At 72.9% G+C, this 19,484-nt stretch carries 16 protein-coding genes; 9 read left to right on the top strand and 7 right to left on the bottom strand.

Going from position 1 to position 19,484, the window contains the following annotated elements; genetic code table 11:
- Positions 1-150: 150 nt before the first annotated feature.
- Together OV079_RS01970 and OV079_RS01965 are read right to left on the bottom strand one after the other, a co-directional pair.
- On the bottom strand, positions 151-2,811 hold the full coding sequence (locus OV079_RS01970; protein WP_267765891.1) for a serine/threonine-protein kinase: 2,661 nt from the start codon (positions 2,809-2,811) through the stop codon (positions 151-153).
- A gap of 7 nt (positions 2,812-2,818) precedes the next feature.
- Entirely contained in the window at positions 2,819-3,628 is an 810-nt protein-coding gene (locus tag OV079_RS01965) for an ADYC domain-containing protein (protein WP_267765890.1), read from the bottom strand.
- Positions 3,629-4,014: 386 nt separating this feature from the next.
- On the opposite strand from OV079_RS01965, the gene OV079_RS01960 reads away from it, so the two are divergent.
- Positions 4,015-5,445, top strand: coding sequence for a sigma 54-interacting transcriptional regulator (locus OV079_RS01960; RefSeq protein ID WP_267765889.1), 1,431 nt, complete (start codon positions 4,015-4,017; stop codon positions 5,443-5,445).
- 246 nt (positions 5,446-5,691) lie between these two features.
- Here the strand turns inward: OV079_RS01960 and OV079_RS01955 are convergent, their stop codons facing one another.
- The gene (locus tag OV079_RS01955; RefSeq protein ID WP_267765888.1) at positions 5,692-6,072 is read right to left on the bottom strand and encodes a hypothetical protein; all 381 of its coding nucleotides are present in this window, start codon (positions 6,070-6,072) and stop codon (positions 5,692-5,694) included.
- Positions 6,042-6,542 (bottom strand): hypothetical protein, encoded by a 501-nt coding sequence (locus tag OV079_RS01950; protein WP_267765887.1) that lies wholly within the window; start codon positions 6,540-6,542, stop codon positions 6,042-6,044. Before OV079_RS01950 ends, OV079_RS01955 begins: the two co-directional genes overlap by 31 nt.
- Before the next feature lie 654 nt (positions 6,543-7,196).
- On the opposite strand from OV079_RS01950, the gene OV079_RS01945 reads away from it, so the two are divergent.
- A complete protein-coding gene (locus OV079_RS01945) occupies positions 7,197-7,820 on the top strand; it encodes a class I SAM-dependent methyltransferase (protein ID WP_267765886.1) in 624 nt (207 codons plus the stop codon).
- A 444-nt stretch (positions 7,821-8,264) separates the two neighbouring features.
- Entirely contained in the window at positions 8,265-8,849 is a 585-nt protein-coding gene (locus tag OV079_RS01940; RefSeq protein WP_267765885.1) for a hypothetical protein, read from the top strand.
- A gap of 189 nt (positions 8,850-9,038) precedes the next feature.
- Here the strand turns inward: OV079_RS01940 and OV079_RS01935 are convergent, their stop codons facing one another.
- From OV079_RS01935 to OV079_RS01925, 3 genes are all read right to left on the bottom strand, one after another.
- On the bottom strand, positions 9,039-9,440 hold the full coding sequence (locus tag OV079_RS01935) for a hypothetical protein (RefSeq protein WP_267765884.1): 402 nt from the start codon (positions 9,438-9,440) through the stop codon (positions 9,039-9,041).
- A 287-nt stretch (positions 9,441-9,727) separates the two neighbouring features.
- Positions 9,728-10,279 (bottom strand): hypothetical protein, encoded by a 552-nt coding sequence (locus OV079_RS01930; protein WP_267765883.1) that lies wholly within the window; start codon positions 10,277-10,279, stop codon positions 9,728-9,730.
- A gap of 73 nt (positions 10,280-10,352) precedes the next feature.
- A complete protein-coding gene (locus OV079_RS01925; RefSeq protein WP_267765882.1) occupies positions 10,353-10,937 on the bottom strand; it encodes an RNA polymerase sigma factor in 585 nt (194 codons plus the stop codon).
- Between the two features lie 81 nt (positions 10,938-11,018).
- On the opposite strand from OV079_RS01925, the gene OV079_RS01920 reads away from it, so the two are divergent.
- The 6 genes from OV079_RS01920 (at position 11,019) to OV079_RS01895 (ending at position 19,483) form a co-directional block, all read left to right on the top strand.
- Positions 11,019-13,157, top strand: a complete 2,139-nt coding sequence (locus OV079_RS01920; protein WP_267765881.1) for a protein kinase domain-containing protein — start codon at positions 11,019-11,021, stop codon at positions 13,155-13,157.
- Between the two features lie 436 nt (positions 13,158-13,593).
- Positions 13,594-14,031 (top strand): VOC family protein, encoded by a 438-nt coding sequence (locus OV079_RS01915; RefSeq protein WP_338088864.1) that lies wholly within the window; start codon positions 13,594-13,596, stop codon positions 14,029-14,031.
- A 49-nt stretch (positions 14,032-14,080) separates the two neighbouring features.
- Complete coding sequence (locus OV079_RS01910) at positions 14,081-14,629, top strand: dihydrofolate reductase family protein (RefSeq protein ID WP_267765879.1); 549 nt, start codon at positions 14,081-14,083, stop codon at positions 14,627-14,629.
- Between the two features lie 512 nt (positions 14,630-15,141).
- On the top strand, positions 15,142-16,932 hold the full coding sequence (locus OV079_RS01905; protein WP_267765878.1) for an amidohydrolase: 1,791 nt from the start codon (positions 15,142-15,144) through the stop codon (positions 16,930-16,932).
- A 5-nt stretch (positions 16,933-16,937) separates the two neighbouring features.
- Positions 16,938-18,785, top strand: coding sequence for an alginate export family protein (locus OV079_RS01900; RefSeq protein WP_267765877.1), 1,848 nt, complete (start codon positions 16,938-16,940; stop codon positions 18,783-18,785).
- A gap of 41 nt (positions 18,786-18,826) precedes the next feature.
- Positions 18,827-19,483 carry an isochorismatase family protein gene (locus tag OV079_RS01895; RefSeq protein WP_267765876.1) on the top strand — a complete coding sequence of 219 codons (657 nt, stop codon included), beginning with the start codon at positions 18,827-18,829 and terminating at the stop codon, positions 19,481-19,483.
- Position 19,484: the final 1 nt, after the last annotated feature.

Below are 19,484 nucleotides of genomic sequence, written 5' to 3'. Positions count from 1 at the left end.
GCGGCGCATCGGCCTCGCGCTCCGCGACGACGACACGCACCTTCGGACATGTCCTCTGCGACATGTCCATTGTCGCATGAGAATACATTGACCGTATGCGCTTCACGACATGTCCTTGATGACATGTACCATGAATAGAGGACACACCCGTCACGGCGCGGCCGCCTTCAGCGCGGCCCACGTCGCCGCCGCCTCCTCCTGCAGCGCGACCGCCCGCTCGCGGTCCGGCGGCGTGCGGGCCAGAAGCGCCCGCGCGAGCAGCGTCTGCGCCTCGGCCAGCCACAACAGCGGCAGCAGCGAGGGTCCGTCGGCCTGCCCCGCGAACCACGAGGCGGCCCGCCCGAGCGCCTCCGCGGCCTCGACGGGGCGGTCCAGCAGCAGCAGCGCGCGGCCCCGGAGCAGCTCGAGCTCCGCCACCTCGCCGGCGATCCACGTCGCCTCGCGCAGCTTGTCGGTCCACGTCCGGGCCCGCTCCACCTCGACCAGCGCAGCCGCGGGGCGGCCGGTGTGGACCGCGGCGAACGCCCGCGCCTTGGCCCGCTGGTGCGCCTCCTGCTCGCCGGCGCCGGCCTCCGACGCGCACGCCGGCACCCGCCCGGCGCTGGCGAGCGCCGCTTCCGGTTCGCCGCGGAACATCTGCAGGTGGGCCAGGTACTGGAAGCAGAACCCGCAGCTCGACGAGGCGCCGCCGACCACCAGGTACTCCGGGCACAGCTCGGCCAGCGTCGCCGCGGCCGCGGACAGCTCCGGCTCGTAACGGCCAGCGATCGCCCGGTGTTCGAGCGTGAGCGGGTGACGCGGCCCGAGGTGTGCGACCAGCTGGGCGTTGGCGCGGGCCAGGCCGGCGTGGCGGGCCTCGCCCTCGACGGTCATCATCGCGGCGTTGAGCATCGCGTTGGCCAGCTCGATCGGGTCGGCGTGCGGCGCCGCCAGCAGCTCCTCGACGGCGCGCCGCAGCGACGCCGCGCCGCCCTCGCGGTCGCCCGCCATGAACTGCACCGCGCCGACGGTGTTGTTCGCCAGCCCGCGGGCGGCGTGCGGCTCGGGGGCGCGGCCGGCCATGGCGACGACCAGCGGCGCCAGGCGCAGCGCCTCCGCGGGGCGGCCGCTCTGGACCCCGTCGACGTAGAGCAGGCGGGCGATCGCCTCCGCGGCCAGGTCGTCGCGCCGCGCCTCGACCGCCCGCGTCAGCGCCTCGACCAGCGCCGGCCGGGCCGCGTCCCAACGCGTGCGGCTGAACAGGATCCGCGCCTGGACCAGCAGCGCCTCGGCGAGCAGCGGCTCGAAGCCGACGCCGCGGGCCCGCCGGACCGCCTCGTCGGCCTTGACCAGCGCCCCGTCGAGGTCGCCCGCGTCGTGGCGCACGCGCGCCTCGATGAGCTCCGCGCCGGTCGCCGCGACGGAGCCGGCCAGCGCCGGATCGTCGGGCACCCGCGCCTCGCCGAGCACCACCGCCGGCTCGGCGCAGGCGGTGATCGGCGGCAGGCGGGCGACGAGCTGGACGGCGTCGAGCCCGGCCTCGCCGGTCAAAAGGCGCGCCGCCGCGGCCAGCGTCTCGCGCCGGCGGTCGAGGCAGCCCATGCGCGCGTCGAGCAGCGCGCTCGACTGCTCGCCGCGGCGATGATCGAGGCAGGCTTCGCGGTGCCCGACCAGCCACGCGCCGGCGTAGGCGTCGAGGCCCGCGAGCACCCGCGTCGAGCTGTCGGACCCCGCGAGCGCGGCGGCGACGGCCTCGCGGCGCTCCGGGTTCCACGCCCCCGCCAGCGCCTCGGGGCCGCCGCTGCACGGCTCGGGCCCGCTCGTCAGGGCGGCGACGAGGCCCGCCAGCAGACAGGCCCCGCCCAGCCCGGCCAGCCAGCGCCGCCGCCGTCGCCCGCGGTCGACCGCCAGCGCGGCGAGCAGCGCCTGCATGCTCGGGTAGCGGCGCTCGGGCTCGTACGCCAGCCCGCGCGCGACGATCCGCGTCAGCTCACCGGGCACCCCGGGGCCTCGCGCCGGCCGCAGCTGCCCCGCCTGCATCGCCGCGAGGATCGCCGCCGCGTCGTCGCCCGCGAACGGCCGCTGCCCGTGCAGCGCCTCCCACAGCGCCATGCAGAAGCTGAACTGATCGCTGCGCGCGTCGGCCGTGCCGCCGCGATGCTGCTCGGGTGACATGTACGCCGGCGTCCCGAGCAGCGCGCCGGTCATCGTCAGCGAGCGCGACAGCGTCCCGCGATCGGGCTCGGCCGCGGGCGGCCCCTCTGGCTCGTCGTGCTGGCGCACCAGGCCGAAGTCGGCCACCCGCGCCCGCCCGTCCTCGCCGACCAGCACGTTGTCGGGCTTGAAGTCGCGATGCACGAAGCCGGCCTCGTGCGCCGCCGCCAGCCCGCGCCCGGCGTCGAGGAACACCCGCAGCACCTCCGCCGGCGTCCGCGGCTGCGCCAGCCAGCTGCGCAGGTCGACGCCGCGGACCAGCTCCATGGCGATGAAGATCCGGCCGTCGATCGCCCCGGTGTCGTGGATCTGGACCACGTTGGGGTGCGACAGCCGGGCCAGCGCGTGAGCCTCGCGCAGCAGGCGGCCGGGGCTGGCGGTGTGACTGTCGGCGCGCAACAGCTTGAGCGCGACCTTGCGATCGAGGTCTGGATCGTAGGCCGCGTACACCACCCCCATGCCGCCGGCGCCGAGCTGCCCCAGCACGTGGTAGCGGCCGAGCCGCGCCGGCAGCGAGCGCGCCGCGGCTCCTGGCCGGGGTGACGGGTCCGCCGTCACCTCGTCGCTGTTCGACGCCGGCGAGCCGGTCGCCGACGCCAGGCTGTCGTCGCCGATCATCCGCGCGTCACAGAGGCTTCCAGGTCACCCATTCGTGCGTCATGTTCGCCCAATTGACGTTGGCGCAGTCCGGGATCGCCACGGGGCACTCGGCCAGGACGTCCGCGACATCCTCCTTGCGCGGCGTCGAGAGGCAGATCGCGCCACTGTCGTCCCACACCGCCTCGATACCCTCGACCTCGTCGGGGTCGTTCGTGTCCACCTTGGGCACGACGGTCCCGGCGGTGTTCCCCCAGAAGATGCTCGTGTTCTGCTCCGTGAAGCTGAAGCCGGTGCCGCAGTAGTCGGCGGTGATCATCTTCAGCGTCGCGTCCTGCTGCTGCCGCGTGGCCGGGGCGCCGGTCTGGGCGAATTCCACGTTCTGCTCGTAGCCGAGGGCCTTGGCCTTGAAGGCCGCCTCGTCCTTGCAGGCGAAGGTCACCCAGTCGCCGTCGATCAGGTCGACCGACTTGCCGACCCGGTCGTAGGTCTCGCCGGCGATGATCGTCAGGACCGGATTCGACGGCTCGTTCCAGTACGTCGGGCACACGTTCTTGGTGGTGACGATGGGGCCGCTCGCGTCGGTGAACGCGATCGCGTAGGTGGTGAAGGGCCGACCGTTGTCGTCCAATGGCGGCTCCGTGGGGTTGTACGCGACGATCTGGCCCCACTTCGTGTCGTTGTCCTTCTCGAGGAGGACGAACCAGCCGACGAGATCGGCGCCGCTGTAGAGGACGTCATCGTTCTCGTCGAGGACGACCAGCTCGTCGCGATTGGCGACCACGAGCGGGTGGAGGGCTGCGTTGCCCGGGGGGCCGGACAGGCCGACCAGGGTCACGCCGGCGGAGTTCGGCTGCCCGGACAGCGACAGCTCCGGGAACGGCGCGTCGTTGATGTACGGCGAGTTGGTGGGGGGCAGTTCACGCCGCAGGTCGTGCGGAACTCCAGCTCGGGGTACTCGGGCTCGGGCGCGCAGGCGGGGGTCACCGCGGACAGGGTGGCGAAGACGGGCAAAAAGCGTGCGACGGGCGATGTCATGATCGGGGTAACTCCAAGCAGGTTAAGCGGCGGTCAGCGTGCCCGACCGCGGGGCTGTGTGGACACTCCCTCAGCAACGGACATGCCGCGATTTTCCTCAACGATCGCGGGGCCCCGGGCGCGACGACACCAGGTTTTTCTCGGCTTGCCCCGGTGCCGCCGCATGGGACACCATCAACCCGCCCCATGGGCCCGCGCAAGTTCGAAAAGACGCCGTTCGAGCCGCGGTCCGCCGAGGAGACCGCATCCACCGAACGCTCCGTGCGCATCTGCGCGGCGCCGCGCACCGCCCGGCTCGTCCTCGTGCACCCGCGTGGCCTGGGCGAGGCGCAGGCGCTCGGCGAGGCTCCGGTGGTGCTCGGCCGCCAGCGCGACGCCGGTCAGCTCGTCGCCGCCCACAAGACCGTCTCGCGCCAGCACGCCGCGCTCCGCTGGGACCCGGTGGCCGGCTGCCACACCGTCGCCGACCTCGGCAGCCGCAACGGCACGTGGGTCGACGGCCGCTCCGTCCACGCCTTGCCGGTCTACCTCGAGGACCAGGCGGTGCTGCGCTTCGGCGACGTCCTGGCGGTCTACGAGCGGCGCGACGCCGACCTGCGCGACGCCCCGCAGGTCTCGACCGACGCGGTCCCCGGCGAGTCGCTGGCGGCCCGCAAGCTGCGGCTGGCCATCGGCCGCGCCGGGCCCGACCTCGCGCCCGCGCTGATCCTCGGCGAGACCGGCGTCGGCAAGGAGCGGATCGCCGGCGAGCTGCACCGCCTCAGCGGCCGCCGCGGCCCGCTGGTCGCCGTCAACTGCGCCGCCCTCAGCCCACAACTCGTCGAGAGCCAGCTGTTCGGCCACACCCGCGGCGCCTTCACCGGCGCCACCACCGAGCAGCCCGGCATGTTCCGCGCGGCCTCCGGCGGCACCCTCTTCCTCGACGAGCTCGGCGAGCTGCCGCTCGACCTCCAGCCCAAGCTGCTCCGCGCCGTCGAGCTCGGCGAGGTCGTGGCCGTCGGCAGCACCCAGGGCCACCGCGTCGACGTGCGCCTGATCGCCGCCACCAACCGCTCCCTCGCCGTCGACGTCGAGCAGGGCAAGTTCCGCCGCGACCTCTACGCCCGCATGGCGCTGTGGGAGATCCACGCGCCGCCGCTGCGCGCCCGCCGGGCCGACCTGCTGGCGTGGGTCGACCGCCTCCACCGGGCCTGGCACGCCCCGCGCAGCCGCGGCGAGCCGCCGCTGCTGGAGCTGCCGGTCGCCCTCGCCGAGGCCCTGCTGCTGCAGCCGTGGCCCGACAACCTGCGCGGCCTCCAGCGCTTCGTCCACGCGTTCGGGGCCGCCGACGGCGACATCGAGCCGGACGCCTGGCCCGCGCACCTCCTGTCCCTGGGGGCAGGTCCACCGGCCGCCGCGCCCGCGCCCGCAGCTCCGCCCGTCGACGCCCCGGCCGCCCGCACGAGCCCGCGAGCCCCGCGGCCGCGCCCCAGCCGCGAGGCGCTGCTCGCCACCCTCGAGGCCAACGCCTGGAGCATCCGCGCGACCGCCAAGCACTACGACTGCGAGCGCAAGCAGATCACCCGCTGGCTCGGGATGTACGCGATCGCCCTGCCCAGCCGCGACCCCGAGGCCTAGGCCGCGGACGCGCTGCTGTCGCCGTTCCGGGTGGCTGCCCGGGGCGACGCCGCGCCGAAGCGCACGCGACGTCAATATCCTTGAAGACATGTCCTTTAAGACATGCCTCAAAAGACGTACAAATGCGTGGTCGGAACGGCGCACCGACATGACTGGAAGGACATGTGATGCGGACGACCCGCGGCCCCGCGCGCGTCGGACGACCCCGCGAGCGCCGGCCGTCGCGCGCTCGCGGGGCGCCGCCGCTCAGTCGCGGGCCGCCGTCAGATAGTAGCTGTAGGGCGACGCGCTGGTGAGCTGCACCTTCGAACGGTAGTTGTTGGCGGTGATCGTGCTGCTGGTATAAGTGACCCAATCGTTGGCGGTCTGGGAGATGTCCGTGCCCGACACGAAGCTCCACGCCCCCGGGATGCCCTCGACCTGGACCTCGAAGTCCCAGCGCTCGGAGCACGTCGTGCCGCCGAGCCACCGCTGCCCCGCGGCTCCGGTATAGGCATACGCGACGGAGCTGGTCGCCTGGCCCGAGTCACACCAGTCGTACCCGCCCTGGTTGGCGGCGATGTCCGGGCAGAAGTCCTGGGACCACTGGTAGCAGGTCACGGTGATGTGGAGCGTGCCGTTCCACATCGTGAACAGCGGCTCCGGAGCCCGCGCCGCGAACGTGTCCCCGGCCGGCGCCAGCGCCCCTGTTCGAGCCGGAACGCGCGCGGCGCCCGGGACTCTCGCCCCTGCAGCTCCACGGCCTGGTCGTGGTCCTCCCACAGCCGCGCCGGCGCCTCCTTCTCCGGCGCGAGCGCAAGGTACAGCTCGAGCGGCGTCAACTCGAGCGCGCGAACCGCGTCGGCGAAGCGCGGCATCCCGCGCGCCAGCATGCCGACGCCGCCGTCCTCGATCGACACCTGCTCGTCGACGAACCGCACGCTCGCGCCCTCGGCCAGGACGATCTCGTCGAGGATGGCCTCCGCGTCGGCCTCCGCCCGGATCTCCCGCACCTCGTCCTCCGCGGCCGCGACGATGCCCCCGGCCTGCTCGGGCGCGTCGGGCCCGGTCTCCGCGTCACAGGCCCCCGTCAGGGCGGCGAGAGCCATCAATGTCACGATCTTCGAGGTAATCTGATTCGCCTTCATCGCTAATGTCCATTCGTTCGTTCGAGGGGCACCGGCGAGGCCGCCGCAGGGCATCTGCGCGGGCTCGTCGCTGCGTCGGTCGACACCATCGACCTCAGCAACCGACGTGCCCCGAATTTGTCGTGGAGTTCCGCGAGCCCCTCACCGAAGCGCCCGCCAGCGGCCCCAGGGGCAGCCCGCGCTGCCCCATGGGGCCGTCCCAGAGGCGGCCGCCACCTCGCCGAATCAAGGCACATCCATCGTCGACCCTCGACCCCTGAACGCTGTGCTCGTCCCCGCTCGGGCCACCAGTCCGTCACCCACGGTGCAGATCGCTCGACCCGTCCACCCCCGGCGCGACAGGACCCCGCATCCGGCACCGAGCGGATGAACAATGGCTTGAAGTGTCTCTTCTTTCAGACATTCATGCACCTTCGGGTTGCCGGGCGAAGGCCACTCGCGACTGAGCGCACTGTCGGGCCGCACGAAAACATCATTGAGCAAACGGCGCTCGATTTGCACCGCCTCAAGCACAAGACAACGTTCGACTCGACGCCCGGCCGCTCGCCAGCCTCGCGGCCATGCGGCGCTCGCCCGCTCGCTCGCCTCGTCAGCTCGACCACCCGCCCGTGCTACGCCACGCGCATGAGCGACAAGCCGACCACCGCGCACCCTGGCGTCCCCTCGCATCTGTTCGTGGAGGCCTATCAGGGCACCCCGCCGTGGGACGTGGGCGCGCCTCAGGCCGCCTTCGTCGCCCTCGCCGACGGCGGCCTCATCCGTAGTGACGTGCTCGACGTCGGCTGCGGCCCCGGCGACAACGCCCTGTTCGCGGCCGAGCGCGGGCACGGCGTGTGGGGCGTCGACCTCGTGCCCGAGGCCATCGCCCGCGCTCAGGCCAAGGCCCAGGCGCGCGGGCTCGACGTCCGCTTCCTCGTCCACGACGCCCTGAACCTCGCCGCGCTCGGCCGGCGGTTCGACACCTTGCTCGACTCGGGCCTGTTCCACGTGTTCGGCGACCGCGAGCGCGTGTTCTACGTGCGTTCGCTGGCCGACGCCATCCAGCCCGGCGGCCTCCTGCACATCCTCTGCTTCAGCGACGAGGAGACCGGCGAGCAGGGCCCGCGGCGGATCTCCCAGGCCGAGCTGCGCGACGCCTTTCACGACGGCTGGACGGTCCGCGAGCTCCGTCCGACCCGCTTCGCCAGCCACCTTCATCCCGGCGGCGCGCGGGCCTGGTGCGCCACGATCGAACGCACCGGCGCCTGACGGTCCGCGAGCGCAGGCATGATTGCGTCGGGCCCAGGCACCTCGCGTGGGGCCGTTCGGACGCACGTGATTCTCCGTCGGGATCCGGCTCCGGACCGACAATCGTCGCACCTGGTTCCTGGCCGTAGTTCGCTGCCGACAAAACCGAGTGGAGCGAGCCATGATGCGACGGAGCCGGACATCCTCGTCGCGTCGGCCAATGCGATGGCCGCGCCCACCGAGACCTGCGGCGACCCGAGCCAAGGCGACGAGCGGGTCGCCTGAGCCCGCTCGCCGCCGCGCACGGTCCGGCGCGGGCTCGAACGGCCCTGACGGCCGCCTGGGGGATTCTCGTGGCCGAACGCGTCCCCGGCCCGCGAGTCGCGGCGAACCGCACGCTGCCTGCAATGCGCCTGCGAGGATGGACGCTGGTCGCTCGCGCCGCCGGGTGTATGGTCCGGCGGCATGAAAGCCCGCTCGCTCGCCGTCACGCTCTGTACCCTCGCGCTCGGCCTCGCCTCGACGACCGCGCACGCCTCCAACTACCCGCCGGACTACGACATGTGCAGCCTCACCGAGACGCTCTACTCGGGGCCGTTCAAGGTGATCCGCGACTTCGTCGATCCGTGGGACGAGCACTACAAGCTCACGATCGTCTACGACGGCTACCTGCGCGACGACTATGCCGACGACCAGATCAACTTCTACGTGTCGCTCAACGGCAACAGCGCGATGCTCGACGCCCTGCCCGGCGTCAACGACGACGCCTACGTGTTCCTCGACTCCGGCCCGCGCGGCTGCTTCTGGTGCCCCAACGGCCCCAACCCGAACAGCTCGTGCGACAACGTCACCTTCGAGCCGTACCAGAGCGGCAAGTGGATCTGCAGCTACCCGAGCGCCGTCGAGAACCACCTGTTCTACTGGTCCCACGACGAATTCGGCGGGCTCAACGCCTGGGACATCGAGCTCGCGGCCGAGGCCGGGGGCCAGTGGGACAGCAACTACGGCGGCAACTTCGACGTCCGCTTCGAGCCGCGCTCCTGCTGGTGATCGAAGGCCCACGCGTCGCCACCGTGCGCCCCGACCGCTCCCCGGCCGCGACGGGCTCCGCCTCCCCGGAAGCGACAGCGCCGCGACCTGTCTAAAAGACAGATCGCGGCGCTCCATCGGTGACGCGCTCGCGCGCGGGCGATCCCGCCGCCGCCCGCACGGGCACGGCGACGGGCGGCGAGTCAGGTCTCAGCAGTCAACGCACGGGCTGTTGTAGTACTGCCACGAGCCCCAGGCCCCGTTCTGACACGTGCGGTAATAGCGGTTGTACTTCTGGCCCGGGTACGCGTTGTTGATCAGGCACCCGCCGCAGCTGCCGCTCGGGTTGTCCTGCCACTGCACCTGACCGGTGAAGCAGGTGGCCGCGCTCGGGTCGCCCGCGTCGGCGACCTCGAGGCTCGGGTCCAGCGAGATGCCCTCGGCGTCCTCGTCGGCCGGGGCGTCGCGCACGGCGCTCGGCGGCGGGGGTACGTCCTCCTCGGCGAGTTGCTCGACGCGGAGGCTCTCGGCGTCGAGGTCCGCGCCGTCGCAGGCGGCGAGGGGCAGGAGAGTGAACAGGCAGGCGGTCTTCAGGAGTGTATGGAAGCGCATGAGTTTCCTCGGTGTGCCGACTCGGAATGCACCGACCGTGCCACCCGAGTGCACGCCGATATCGGGGCCCCGGCCGCGCGTCTGTGGCTCCGCAGTCCACACGCGGCGGAAGCTTGTGGCCCCGCCGTCCACAGCACCCCGGCGACGCGCCCGGCGGCCGCGAGCGCTGGCTTCTGTCGAAGAAGCCTCGCTCGTGGCTTCACATGACCTCGCGGATTCTTGGCGCGAGGGCTCGAACGCGCAATCCTGATGAACAGGCCCCGAATCGCCGACGCTGGCGCCGACGATCAGTTCGTCGACGGCGCTGCGGGGGGACAGGTGAGCTCGAACCAGCCGTCCTCGGCCGGCACGCACGGCGAGGCGCACGGGGGGCGTTCGATGCAGCTGCAGTCGTCGGCGACGCAGCTCCACGGGAACCCCTCGCACTCGAACGTGCTCGCCTCCCCGCGAGCCGCGGGCAGCACCTCGGCGCAATACCCCGCCGGCTCCGCCTCGCAGTAGTTGTATCCGCACGGGCGCAGCCCTTCCGGCACCTCGCAGCCGCCGCCGGCCGCGACGTCGACCCCGTGTTGTTGCGCGTCGCATTCGTTGCCGTACACCTTCCCGTCGCACGCGCAGGTGTAGCGCAGAACCAGCTTGCAAGGCGGCGGCCGCGGTCGGCACGTCCCGCGCCCGACCCCCTCGCCGCAGCGGTCGTCGGACCAGTCGCACCACTCGTCCGGCCCACACCTCGCGCAATCGTCGTCGTTCGCGGCCACCGAGGTTTCCGTGACTTCCGCGGAGCGCTCGCTGCAGGCCGCGGCGATGGCCACCATCATGAGCGCCTTCTGGACCCGCACTCCGGCAGTATAGCCCGCGCACGGTCGACTCCGAGACACCATGCTCGCGGCCACCGACAGGTCCGGGTGCGGCTCACCGCCCGACGCGCTCGCGGAGCTCGCGGGCCCACGTCTCGAGATCGGCCGCGACGGCCGCGGCCGGCAGTGACTGCATCTGCGCGGCGAGCAGCTCGCGGCCGCGTCGCAGGCGGCTGCGTACTGTCCCTTCGGGCAGGTCGAGCACCGCGCCGATCTCCGCCGCCGTCAGCGACTCCCAGTAGAACAGTTCGAGCGCGATCTGCAGGTCGAGCGGCAGCGCCTGCAATGCCCGGTAGAGGATCTGGAGGTGCTGGCGGCGGTCGACGAGGTCGCTCGGCGAGGTCCGCAGATCGGCGACCGAGACCGTGCCGGCGTCGATCGGGCTGCGGTACTCGTCGCGGAACCGACGCAGCAGCAGCTTCCTGGCGATGCCGAACAGGTAGGCGCGCACGCCGGCCTCGGGCGCCTCGGTGCGCTCGAGCAGGGCGAGGAAGGTGCGCTGGACCAGGTCCTCGACGCCGGTCTGGACCTTGCTGAAGAAGAAGCGGGTCACGCCGTCGACGTGCCGCGCGAAGAGCGTCCGGCCGGCCTTCGCGTCGCCGCCGCGCCACGCGGAGAGGAGCACCTCGTCACTGTCCACCGGGCAACGGTAACCCGGCCCGGGGGCGCGCGAAAAAAAATCGAGAGGGCCCGTGATCGCGGAGGCGGGATCGGGAACGTCGTGCTCGAGGTGACCTTCGTGCTCACGCGTGCGACCCTGATCCCCGTGCCCCCCACCGTCCGCCTGACCGCGGCGCCCGGCCCGCTGGCGCCGATCGACCAGGTGCGCCGCCACGTCGCGGCCGCGCTGTTCGGCGACGCGACGCCGGCCCTCGCGGTCGGGCGGTTCCAGATCCAGCGCATGCTCGGCTCCGGCGGCATGGGAGTGGTGTACGCGGCAACCGACCCGCAGCTCGGGCGGACCGTCGCGCTGAAGCTGATCCAGCCGACGACGGCCGGCGAGCACGCGACCGAGCGTCTGCTGCGCGAGGCGCAGGCGATGGCGCGGCTGCAGCACCCCAACGTGGTGGCGGTCCACGAGGCCGGCGTGCACGGCGGGCAGGTCTACCTCGCTATGGAGTACGTCGACGGCGGCACGCTCGACGTGTGGCTGCGCGCCCGACCGCGCGGCTGGCAGGAGGTCCTCGGCGTCCTCGCGCAGGCCGGGGACGGCCTCGCCGCCGCCCACGCCGCCGGCCTGGTCCACCGCGACTTCAAGCCCGCCAACGTGCTGATGAGCGGCGCCCGGGCGCGGATCTCCGACTTCGGCCTCGCGCGCAGCAGCGCCGTCGCCGAGGAGCTCGAGCGCACCGCCAGCGACGGCGCCCTGCTGCTCGACCAGCCGCTGACGCGCACCGACGTGCTGCTCGGGACCCCGGCCTACATGGCGCCGGAGCAGTTCCGCGGCGGCGCCGCGACCCCGGCCAGCGACCAGTTCTCGTTCGCAGTCGTCGTCTTCGAGGCGCTCGCCGGCCACCGGCCGTTCCGCGGCGAGACGGTCGGCGCCCTGCTGGCGGCGATCGAGCGCGGCGAGGTCCACCCGATGAAGCGCGGCGTGCCGGCGCGGGTGCTCGCGGTGCTGCGGCGCGCCCTCGCGGTCGACCCGGCGCGCCGCTGGCCCGACATGCCGGCGCTGCTGGTCGCCCTGCGCGGCGTGCGGGCGACCCCGCGGGCGCGGGCGATGGTGGCGGCGGTCACCGGGGCGAGCGCGCTGCTCGGCCTCGGCTTGCTGCTGTCCGAGCCCGACCTGCCGCCTTTAACGCTGCCCCCGCTGCCCATCGACTGCGGCGAGGCCGAGCCGCTGCGCGGCGTGTGGGACGCCGGGCGCCGCGGACAGGTCGCTGCGGCCATGTCCGCAGAGACAGGTCTCGCGCTCGCGCCGATCGACGCCTACGCCGCCGAGTGGCGGGTCGCCCAGCGCGAGTATTGCGACGCGCCGGAGCCCGACGTGTGGACCGCGACCTGCCTCGCCGATCGCCGGACGGCGCTGTCCGACTTCACGCAGGCCGTCGTCGAGGCGCCGCGCTCCGGCGGCGTCGGCCTGGCCGCCAGCGAGCTGCTGCCCGCGCTGGCCGACTGCGCCGCGCCGGTGAACTACCGCGCCCTGGTCAGCGAGGCCCCGCGCGAGGTGCGAGCCCGGGCGTGGCACCTGCGCCTCGTCAACGCCAGCGCGTTCGGTCCGCGGCCCGCGACCCGCGAGACGAGCTTTCCGCCCGACCCCGAGCTCGCCCGCTGGTTCGTGACGACCGTGCCGAGCGCCCAGGACCCGCGCGCCACCCACGAGGCGTGGTTCTCGCTGCTCGTCGCCGGCCTGCAAGGGCCGCTGCTGCCCGCGCGCGACTCCCTCGTCGACGCCGTCGCGCTGGGCCGCCGCGCCGCCGAGACCGGCCTCGACGACATCGCCGCGCGCGCGTGGGTCCTCGCCGCCGAGCTGCTCGAGGCCGGCCCTCACACCGACGACGCGCGCGAAGAGGCGTGGGTCGGCGCCGCCACGGCCCTCGCCGCGCTGCCGGAGAAGCACCCGCTGCGCGTACGCCTGCGCCGCGACCTCGCGTACATCGAGCTGGCCCACGCGCGCCACGCCGTGCCCGCAGGGGTGTGCGCGCACGGGGATCCGACCTGTGTCGCCCGCTGGCGACGGCGATCGCCGACCTCGCCGCCGTCGCCGCCGATCCGTCGGCGACGTCCGGCGACACCGAGCTGCTCGCGCGGGCCCACGACCACGCCGGCGACGTCGGCGCCGCGGCGGCGGTCCGCGCCGGCACCGCGCCGCTGTGCCTCGCGGAGCGCGACCTCGGGTTCCTCGACTTCCCGGCGCTGAACACCCGGCTCTGACCGCTCGGCGCCCTTCACCGATCCGTGACCTCGGCCGCAGCACGGCTCGAGGCGCCGGACCTCGTCGAAAGAGCGGCCCCTCGTCGCCGCGCAGTCCCATCGTCGCAGCATCCCTGCGGCAGCGCAGGCCGCAATGTCGAGACCTGCGAGCGACTCGCCGGACGCTTCGGCGCAGGCCGATCTACCGTCGATCGACGGCTGCACCGGGCTCGCGTGACCGGCGTGAAACAGCTCCCCTCGCGGCCCGAGCGCAGCAGGCTCGGCGGTGGCGCGCTCTTCCTGCGGTCCGGGTCGCCCGAGCGCCCCGCCGTCGCCGGATCGGGCGCCGAAAAATCGAACGATCCCGAACTTTTAACGTCGCCCGGGCTCGCGTGATCGACCGATGAGTTCGCGAAGGCCGGGCGGTCTGTGCGATCGAAACCATGCGGCGGGGGTCCCGACCCGCCTCTCCGGAGATCGACATGACACGCAAGTTCTTCGTGAACCTCCCCGTCCGCGACCTTCCCAAGTCGATGGCCTTCTTCCTGGCCCTCGGCTTCGAGTTCGACCCGAAGTTTTCGAGCGACCGCAGCGCTTGCATGAAGGTGAGCGAGGGTACCTTCGTGATGCTGCTGACAGAGTCGTTCTTCGGCGGCTTCACGAAGCGCGAGCTCTGCGACACACGCACGCACGAGGAGGCTCTCTTCTCGTTCACGGCCGCGAGTCGGTCGGACGTCGACGCGATCGTCGCGAAGGCGACGGCGCACGGCGGCGTGTCTGCGGGCCCGCCGGAGGACCACGGTTTCATGTACGACCACGGATTCTACGATCTCGACGGACACGGATGGAACGTGGTGTGGACGGACCCTTCGGCGACGTGATGCCTCATCCGAAGTTGCTGCTCATCTCTATCGGGAGTACTCTCGCGCAATGCGACCCCTTCGCTATTCCATCAACGTCACCCTGGACGGGTGCTGCGATCATCGTGGGATCACCCCGGACGAGGAGATGCATCGTCGTGCGGCCGAGAACCTCGCCAAGGCCGACGCCCTGCTCTTCGGCCGGGTGACCTACGAAATGATGGAAGCAGCGTGGCGGACGCCGACCGTGACGGAGACGAGGCCTGCCTGGACGGACCCGTTCGCCCGGACGATCGACGCGGCCAAGAAGTACGTCGTGTCGAGCACCCTGGACCGCGTCGATTGGAACGCGGAGCTCGTGCGTGGGGACCTCGGGGAAGCCGTCCGCAAGCTCAAGCAGGAGCCGGGCAACGGACTGTTCGTGGGCGGCGTGAAGCTCCCGCAGGCGCTGGCCGAGCTGGGGCTCATCGACGAGTACGAGTTCGTGGTGCACCCGTCGATCGCGGGCCACGGGCCGACCTTGTTCGCGGGGCTGCCGAAGCGTATCGACCTGAAGCTCGTGAGCCGGCAAGAGTACGGCTCGGGGGCGGTGGCGATGCGGTACGAGCCGAGAAGGTAACCGCGCGATCGACGGCACCTTCCGCTCGTCGTTCGAGCGCGAGCCACCGGCGAGCCCGACGCTGCCGGGCTCGTCGGTTCGAGCCCTCCTCGTCCCTCGGGTCTCGGCGGCTGTTCGGCGGCGAGTGAGCCCGCGCCCGCGTCAGCGGCGAGCTGCGCCGCCGACGTCTGCAGGACGGATCTCGCGGCGTCGCGTCACGCCGGTCCGCGCGCCGCCTGTCCCAAGAGCCAGGCGCTCGCGCGCGGCGCGGGCGCGACGCCGGCGTGATCGGAAGATTTCCTCCGGAAAAGGCGTTCGCGCGTGAAAGATCGCAGTCGCCGCCGGCCCGATCGTCACCTGAACATCGTCGGTGCGACAGGGTGCGACGACGCAGAGGATTGTCCAGCCGCGCCGCAATGATTCGCACAACCGAGCGAATCGTGGGAGTGCCGATCCGCCCGCGCGCCCTCACCCCCATAAAGTCGGGTTTACGGTCCGGCCGTGCCTCTGCCATCCTCCCGGTGGACCCGACAATGACAGCCAGCGCGGACGCCGATCTGATCCTCTTCAACGGGCGAATCACGACCATGGACCCGCGGGTGCCCGAGGCCTCCGCCGCGGCGATCCGCGACGGGCGATTCGTCGCCGTCGGCGACGACGCCGACGTCCTGGCGCGCGCCGGCGCCGGCGCGCGGCGGATCGATCTCCGCGGTCGGCGGGCGATCCCGGGCCTCATCGATTCGCACCTCCACCTCATCCGCGGCGGCCTGACCTACAACAGCGAATTGCGGTGGGACGGCGTCGCCTCGCTGGCCGAGGCGCTGCGGCGGCTGCGGGCGCAGGCGCAGATCACCCCGCCGCCGCAGTGGGTGCGCGTCGTCGGTGGTTGGTCGGAGTTTCAGTTCGCCGAGCGGCGCATGCCGACCCTCGACGAGCTCAACGCCGCCGCGCCCGACACCCCGGTGTTCGTGCTCCACCTCTACGCGCAGGCGCTGCTCAACCGCGCCGCGCTGCGGGCCGTCGGCTACACGCGCGACACCCCCGACCCGCCGGGCGGCGTCATCCAGCGCGACCGCCACGGCGAGCCGACTGGCCTTCTGGTCGCCAAGCCGAACGCGTGGATCCTCTACGCCACCCTCGCCAAGGGCCCGCGGCTTCTGCCCGACGAGCAGCGCAACAGCACCCGTCACTTCATGCGCGAGCTCAACCGGCTCGGCATCACCGGGGCCATCGACGCCGGCGGCGGCTTCCAGCAGTACCCCGAGCACTACCAGATCATCGAGGAGCTCGCGGCCGCCAGGCAGCTCACCGTGCGGGTCGCCTACAACCTGTTCACCCAGCGCCCCGGCCAGGAGCTGGACGACTTCCGTCAATGGTCGCAGGCGGTCAGCCCCGGCCGCGGCGACGACTACTACCGCCTCAACGGCGCCGGCGAGATGCTCGTCTACTCGGCCGCCGACTTCGAGGACTTCCTCGAGCCGCGGCCCGACCTGCCGCCGCAGATGGAGACCCAGCTCGAGGCCGTGGTCGAGCACCTGGTCGCGCACCGCTGGCCGTTCCGCCTGCACGCCACCTACGACGAGTCGATCACCCGCATGCTCGACGTGTTCGAGGCCGTGAACAGGAAGGTCCCGTTCGCCGGCCTGCGGTGGTTCTTCGACCACGCCGAGACCGTCTCGGCGAAGAACATCGACCGTATCGCCGCGCTCGGCGGCGGCATCGCCATTCAGCACCGCATGGCCTACCAGGGCGAGCACTTCCTGCACCGCTACGGCCCCGAGGCCACCAGCGACGCCCCGCCCGTGCGCCGCATGTTGGCCGCGGGGATCCCCGTCGGCGGCGGCACCGACGCCACGCGCGTCGCCAGCTACAACCCGTGGGTCGGCCTCGGCTGGCTCGTCTCCGGTCGCAGCGTCGGCGGCACCGAGCTGCTCGGCCCCGGCGCCCGCCTGTCGCGCGAGCAGGCGCTGCGCCTCTACACCGCCGGCAACGGGTGGTTCTCCGGCGAGGACGGCCAGCGCGGCCTCGTCGCCGAGGGCTGCCTCGGCGACCTCGCGGTGCTGTCGGACGACTACTTCGCGGTGCCGGAGGCGGAGATCCGCGACCTCACCTCGGTGCTCACGGTGGTCGGCGGCGACGTCGTCCACGCCAGCGGCGACTTCGGCGGCCTCGCCCCGCCGCCGCTGCCGTTCAGCCCCGACTGGGCCCCGCCCGCGCAGTACGGCGGCTACGACCCCGGCGTGGTCGCCCGCGCCCTGCGCCACCGCGCCCACCATCACCACCACCACCACGTCGGCCTCGCCTGCCCCTGCGCGGTGTTCTGAGCGCCATGCACCTGTCCTCGCGGACATGCCCGGCGCCGCGCCGCGCCGGGCCCGGCGGTCGCGTGCGCGCGGCCCGGACCGCGGCGCTCGCGGTCGCCCTCGGCGGCCCGAGCCTCGCGCGCGCCGAGCCGCCCGCGGGCGGTCCGCACGGACATGTCCCTGCGGACATGTCGCCCGCGGCGGTCGCATCCCATGTCCCTTCGGACACACCGACCACCACCCTCGCGCCGCATGTCCTCGCGGACATGACCCTCAGCGCGCCCGCGGCCCCCGGATCTGCCCCCGAGGACAGGTCGTCCCTCGCCCCCGCCGACGCTGCCCCTGCAGCGACGACCACCTCCGCGCCCGGGCCAGGATCCACTGTCCCAAGGGACAGCCAGCCTACCCCGCCCGCCACGGCGCAGCTGACTGTCCCCGAGGACATGAGCGCCGCCGCCCCGCGACCTGTCCCCAAGGCCATCTCACCTTCCATCAAACCCGCGTCGCCGGCCCAGGCCGCCGGCGCCAGCGAGGCCGCCGCGCTGGCCGGTCGCGGCGGCGGTCCGCCGGCCGCCCCGCCGCCCTACCGCCTGCTGCGCGCCGATGAGGACTACCGCTATTTGCGCGACCCCACGCGCCAGGTCGACCTCCTGGATGTCCTCAAGTACATCCCGCTCGGTCCGCGCAAGCGGGTCGCGCTCGGCTTCGGCGGCGAGACCCGCCAGCGCCTCGACGCCTTCCGCCACCTCGACTGGGGGGCAGGCCCGCCGCGCTCGCTGTCGTGGCTGCAGCGCTACATGCTGCACGCCGAGCTGCGCGCCCCCTACTTCCGCGCCTTCGCGCAGATCAAGAGCGCCCTCGAGACCGGCCGCCCCGGCGGCCCGCGGGACATCGACCGCGACGACCTCGACTTCCACCAGGCCTTCGCCGACTTCGACCTCGAGCGCCCCGGCCTGCGCGTCATCCTCCGCGCCGGCCGCCACGAGCTCGCGTTCGGCTCCGGCCGCCTGGTCTCCCCGCGCGAGGGCCCCAACGTCCGCCGCAGCTTCGACGGCGTCTCGCTGATCGTCGCCGTCCGCCGCGTCCGCGCCCACCTGTTCGTCACGCGCCCGGTCGCCACTCGCCCCGGCGTGTTCGACGACGGCTGGGAGCGCGGCCAGTGGTTCGCCGGCGCCCACGCCACGGTGCCCTCGCCGCTGCCCGGCGGCCAGGTCGACGTCTACGCGCTCTACCTCGACCGCCCCGACGCCGAGTACCAGCGCGGCCGGGCGCACGAGCGTCGCCTGTCTCTCGGGACACGTTGGTTCGGCGCCGCCGGCCGGCTCGACTACAACCTCGAGGCGGTGCTGCAGACCGGCAAGTTCGGCGACGCCCCGCTGCTGGCCTGGACCCTCGCCAGCGACACCGGCGTCGCCCTCCCGCTGCCGTGGGACCCGAGGCTCGGCGTGCGCCTCGACGTCGCCTCCGGCGATCGCGGCGGCCGGCGGCCCATGGGCACCTTCTCGGCGCTGTTCCCCAAGGGCTCCTACTTCGGCGAGGACGCCCTGATCGGCCCCGCCAACTTCTACGACGTCCACCCGATGTTGACGCTCGCCCCCCTGGAGCGCCTGAGCCTCACCCTCGACTGGGTGTGCCTGTGGCGCTACAGCCGGGCCGACGGCATCTACAACGTCCCCGGCGAGCCGATCCTCGCAGGGCTCAACGACGCCCGCTTCATCGGCCACCGCGCCGGCGCCACCCTCGAGGCCGAGCTCGGGCGTCACATCGGCTTCGTCGTCACCGTCGGCCGCTTCTTCCGCGGCCCCTTCCTCGCCCAGGCCGGACGCACCCGCGACGTCGACTTCGTCGCCACCTGGCTGACCCTCAAGTTCTGACCGTCACCGTTGCACTCAACTCAATCACCCAAGGACTCGACATGCCCACCGCCACCGCCACCCCCGCCAAGTCGCTGCTCACCCCCGGCGACCACACCCTGATCCTCATCGACCACCAGTCGCAGATGGCGTTCGCCACCCGCTCGATCGACGCCATCATGCTGCGCAACAACGCCGCCCTGGCGGCCCGCGCGGCCCGGATCTTCGGCGTCGCCACGATCCTCACCACGGTGGCCGAGAAGACCTTCTCCGGCCCGATCTTCGCCGAGATCCGCGCCGCCCAGCCGGAGCTCGACCTCATCGATCGCACCACCATGAATTGCTGGGAGGACCAGAACGTCATCGACCGCGTCAACAAGCTCGGCAAGTCCCGCGTCGTCATCGCCGGCCTGTGGACGTCGGTGTGCATCGTCGGCCCGGTGCTGTCGGCGATCGAGCAGGGCTTCGAGGTCTACGTGATCACGGACGCCTGCGGCGACGTGTCCGACGAGGCCCACGAGCAGGCGATCACCCGCATGGTCCAGGCCGGCGCGCGCCCGCTGACCGCCCTGCAGTACCTGCTCGAGCTGCAGCGCGACTGGGCCCGCGGCGAGACCTACGGCGCGACCACCGGCCTGGCCGCCGAGCTCGGCGGCGCCTACGGCCTCGGGATCATCTACGCCAAGACCATGTTCAACGCCTCCGAGGGCGGCCACTAGG

The sequence above is a fragment of the Nannocystis pusilla genome (genome assembly GCF_026626665.1).
In the GTDB taxonomy this organism is placed as follows: Bacteria; Myxococcota_A; Polyangia; order Nannocystales; family Nannocystaceae; genus Nannocystis; species Nannocystis pusilla.
The sequence above is the reverse complement of the archived record's forward strand: the minus strand, read 5'-3'. Positions and strand labels throughout refer to the sequence as shown.

Bases quoted from the DNA above. Each gene is read 5' to 3' on its own strand.
- OV079_RS01910 (WP_267765879.1), top strand. From the start codon at position 14,081: ATGCGACCCCTTCGCTATTCCATCAACGTCACCCTGGACGGGTGCTGC.
- OV079_RS01900 (WP_267765877.1), top strand. From the start codon at position 16,938: ATGCACCTGTCCTCGCGGACATGCCCGGCGCCGCGCCGCGCCGGGCCC.
- OV079_RS01940 (WP_267765885.1), top strand. From the start codon at position 8,265: ATGAAAGCCCGCTCGCTCGCCGTCACGCTCTGTACCCTCGCGCTCGGC.
- OV079_RS01970 (WP_267765891.1), bottom strand. From the start codon at position 2,811: ATGATCGGCGACGACAGCCTGGCGTCGGCGACCGGCTCGCCGGCGTCG.
- OV079_RS01895 (WP_267765876.1), top strand. From the start codon at position 18,827: ATGCCCACCGCCACCGCCACCCCCGCCAAGTCGCTGCTCACCCCCGGC.
- OV079_RS01935 (WP_267765884.1), bottom strand. From the start codon at position 9,440: ATGCGCTTCCATACACTCCTGAAGACCGCCTGCCTGTTCACTCTCCTG.
- OV079_RS01945 (WP_267765886.1), top strand. From the start codon at position 7,197: ATGAGCGACAAGCCGACCACCGCGCACCCTGGCGTCCCCTCGCATCTG.
- OV079_RS01955 (WP_267765888.1), bottom strand. From the start codon at position 6,072: ATGTGGAACGGCACGCTCCACATCACCGTGACCTGCTACCAGTGGTCC.
- OV079_RS01905 (WP_267765878.1), top strand. From the start codon at position 15,142: ATGACAGCCAGCGCGGACGCCGATCTGATCCTCTTCAACGGGCGAATC.
- OV079_RS01915 (WP_338088864.1), top strand. From the start codon at position 13,594: ATGCGGCGGGGGTCCCGACCCGCCTCTCCGGAGATCGACATGACACGC.
- OV079_RS01960 (WP_267765889.1), top strand. From the start codon at position 4,015: ATGGGCCCGCGCAAGTTCGAAAAGACGCCGTTCGAGCCGCGGTCCGCC.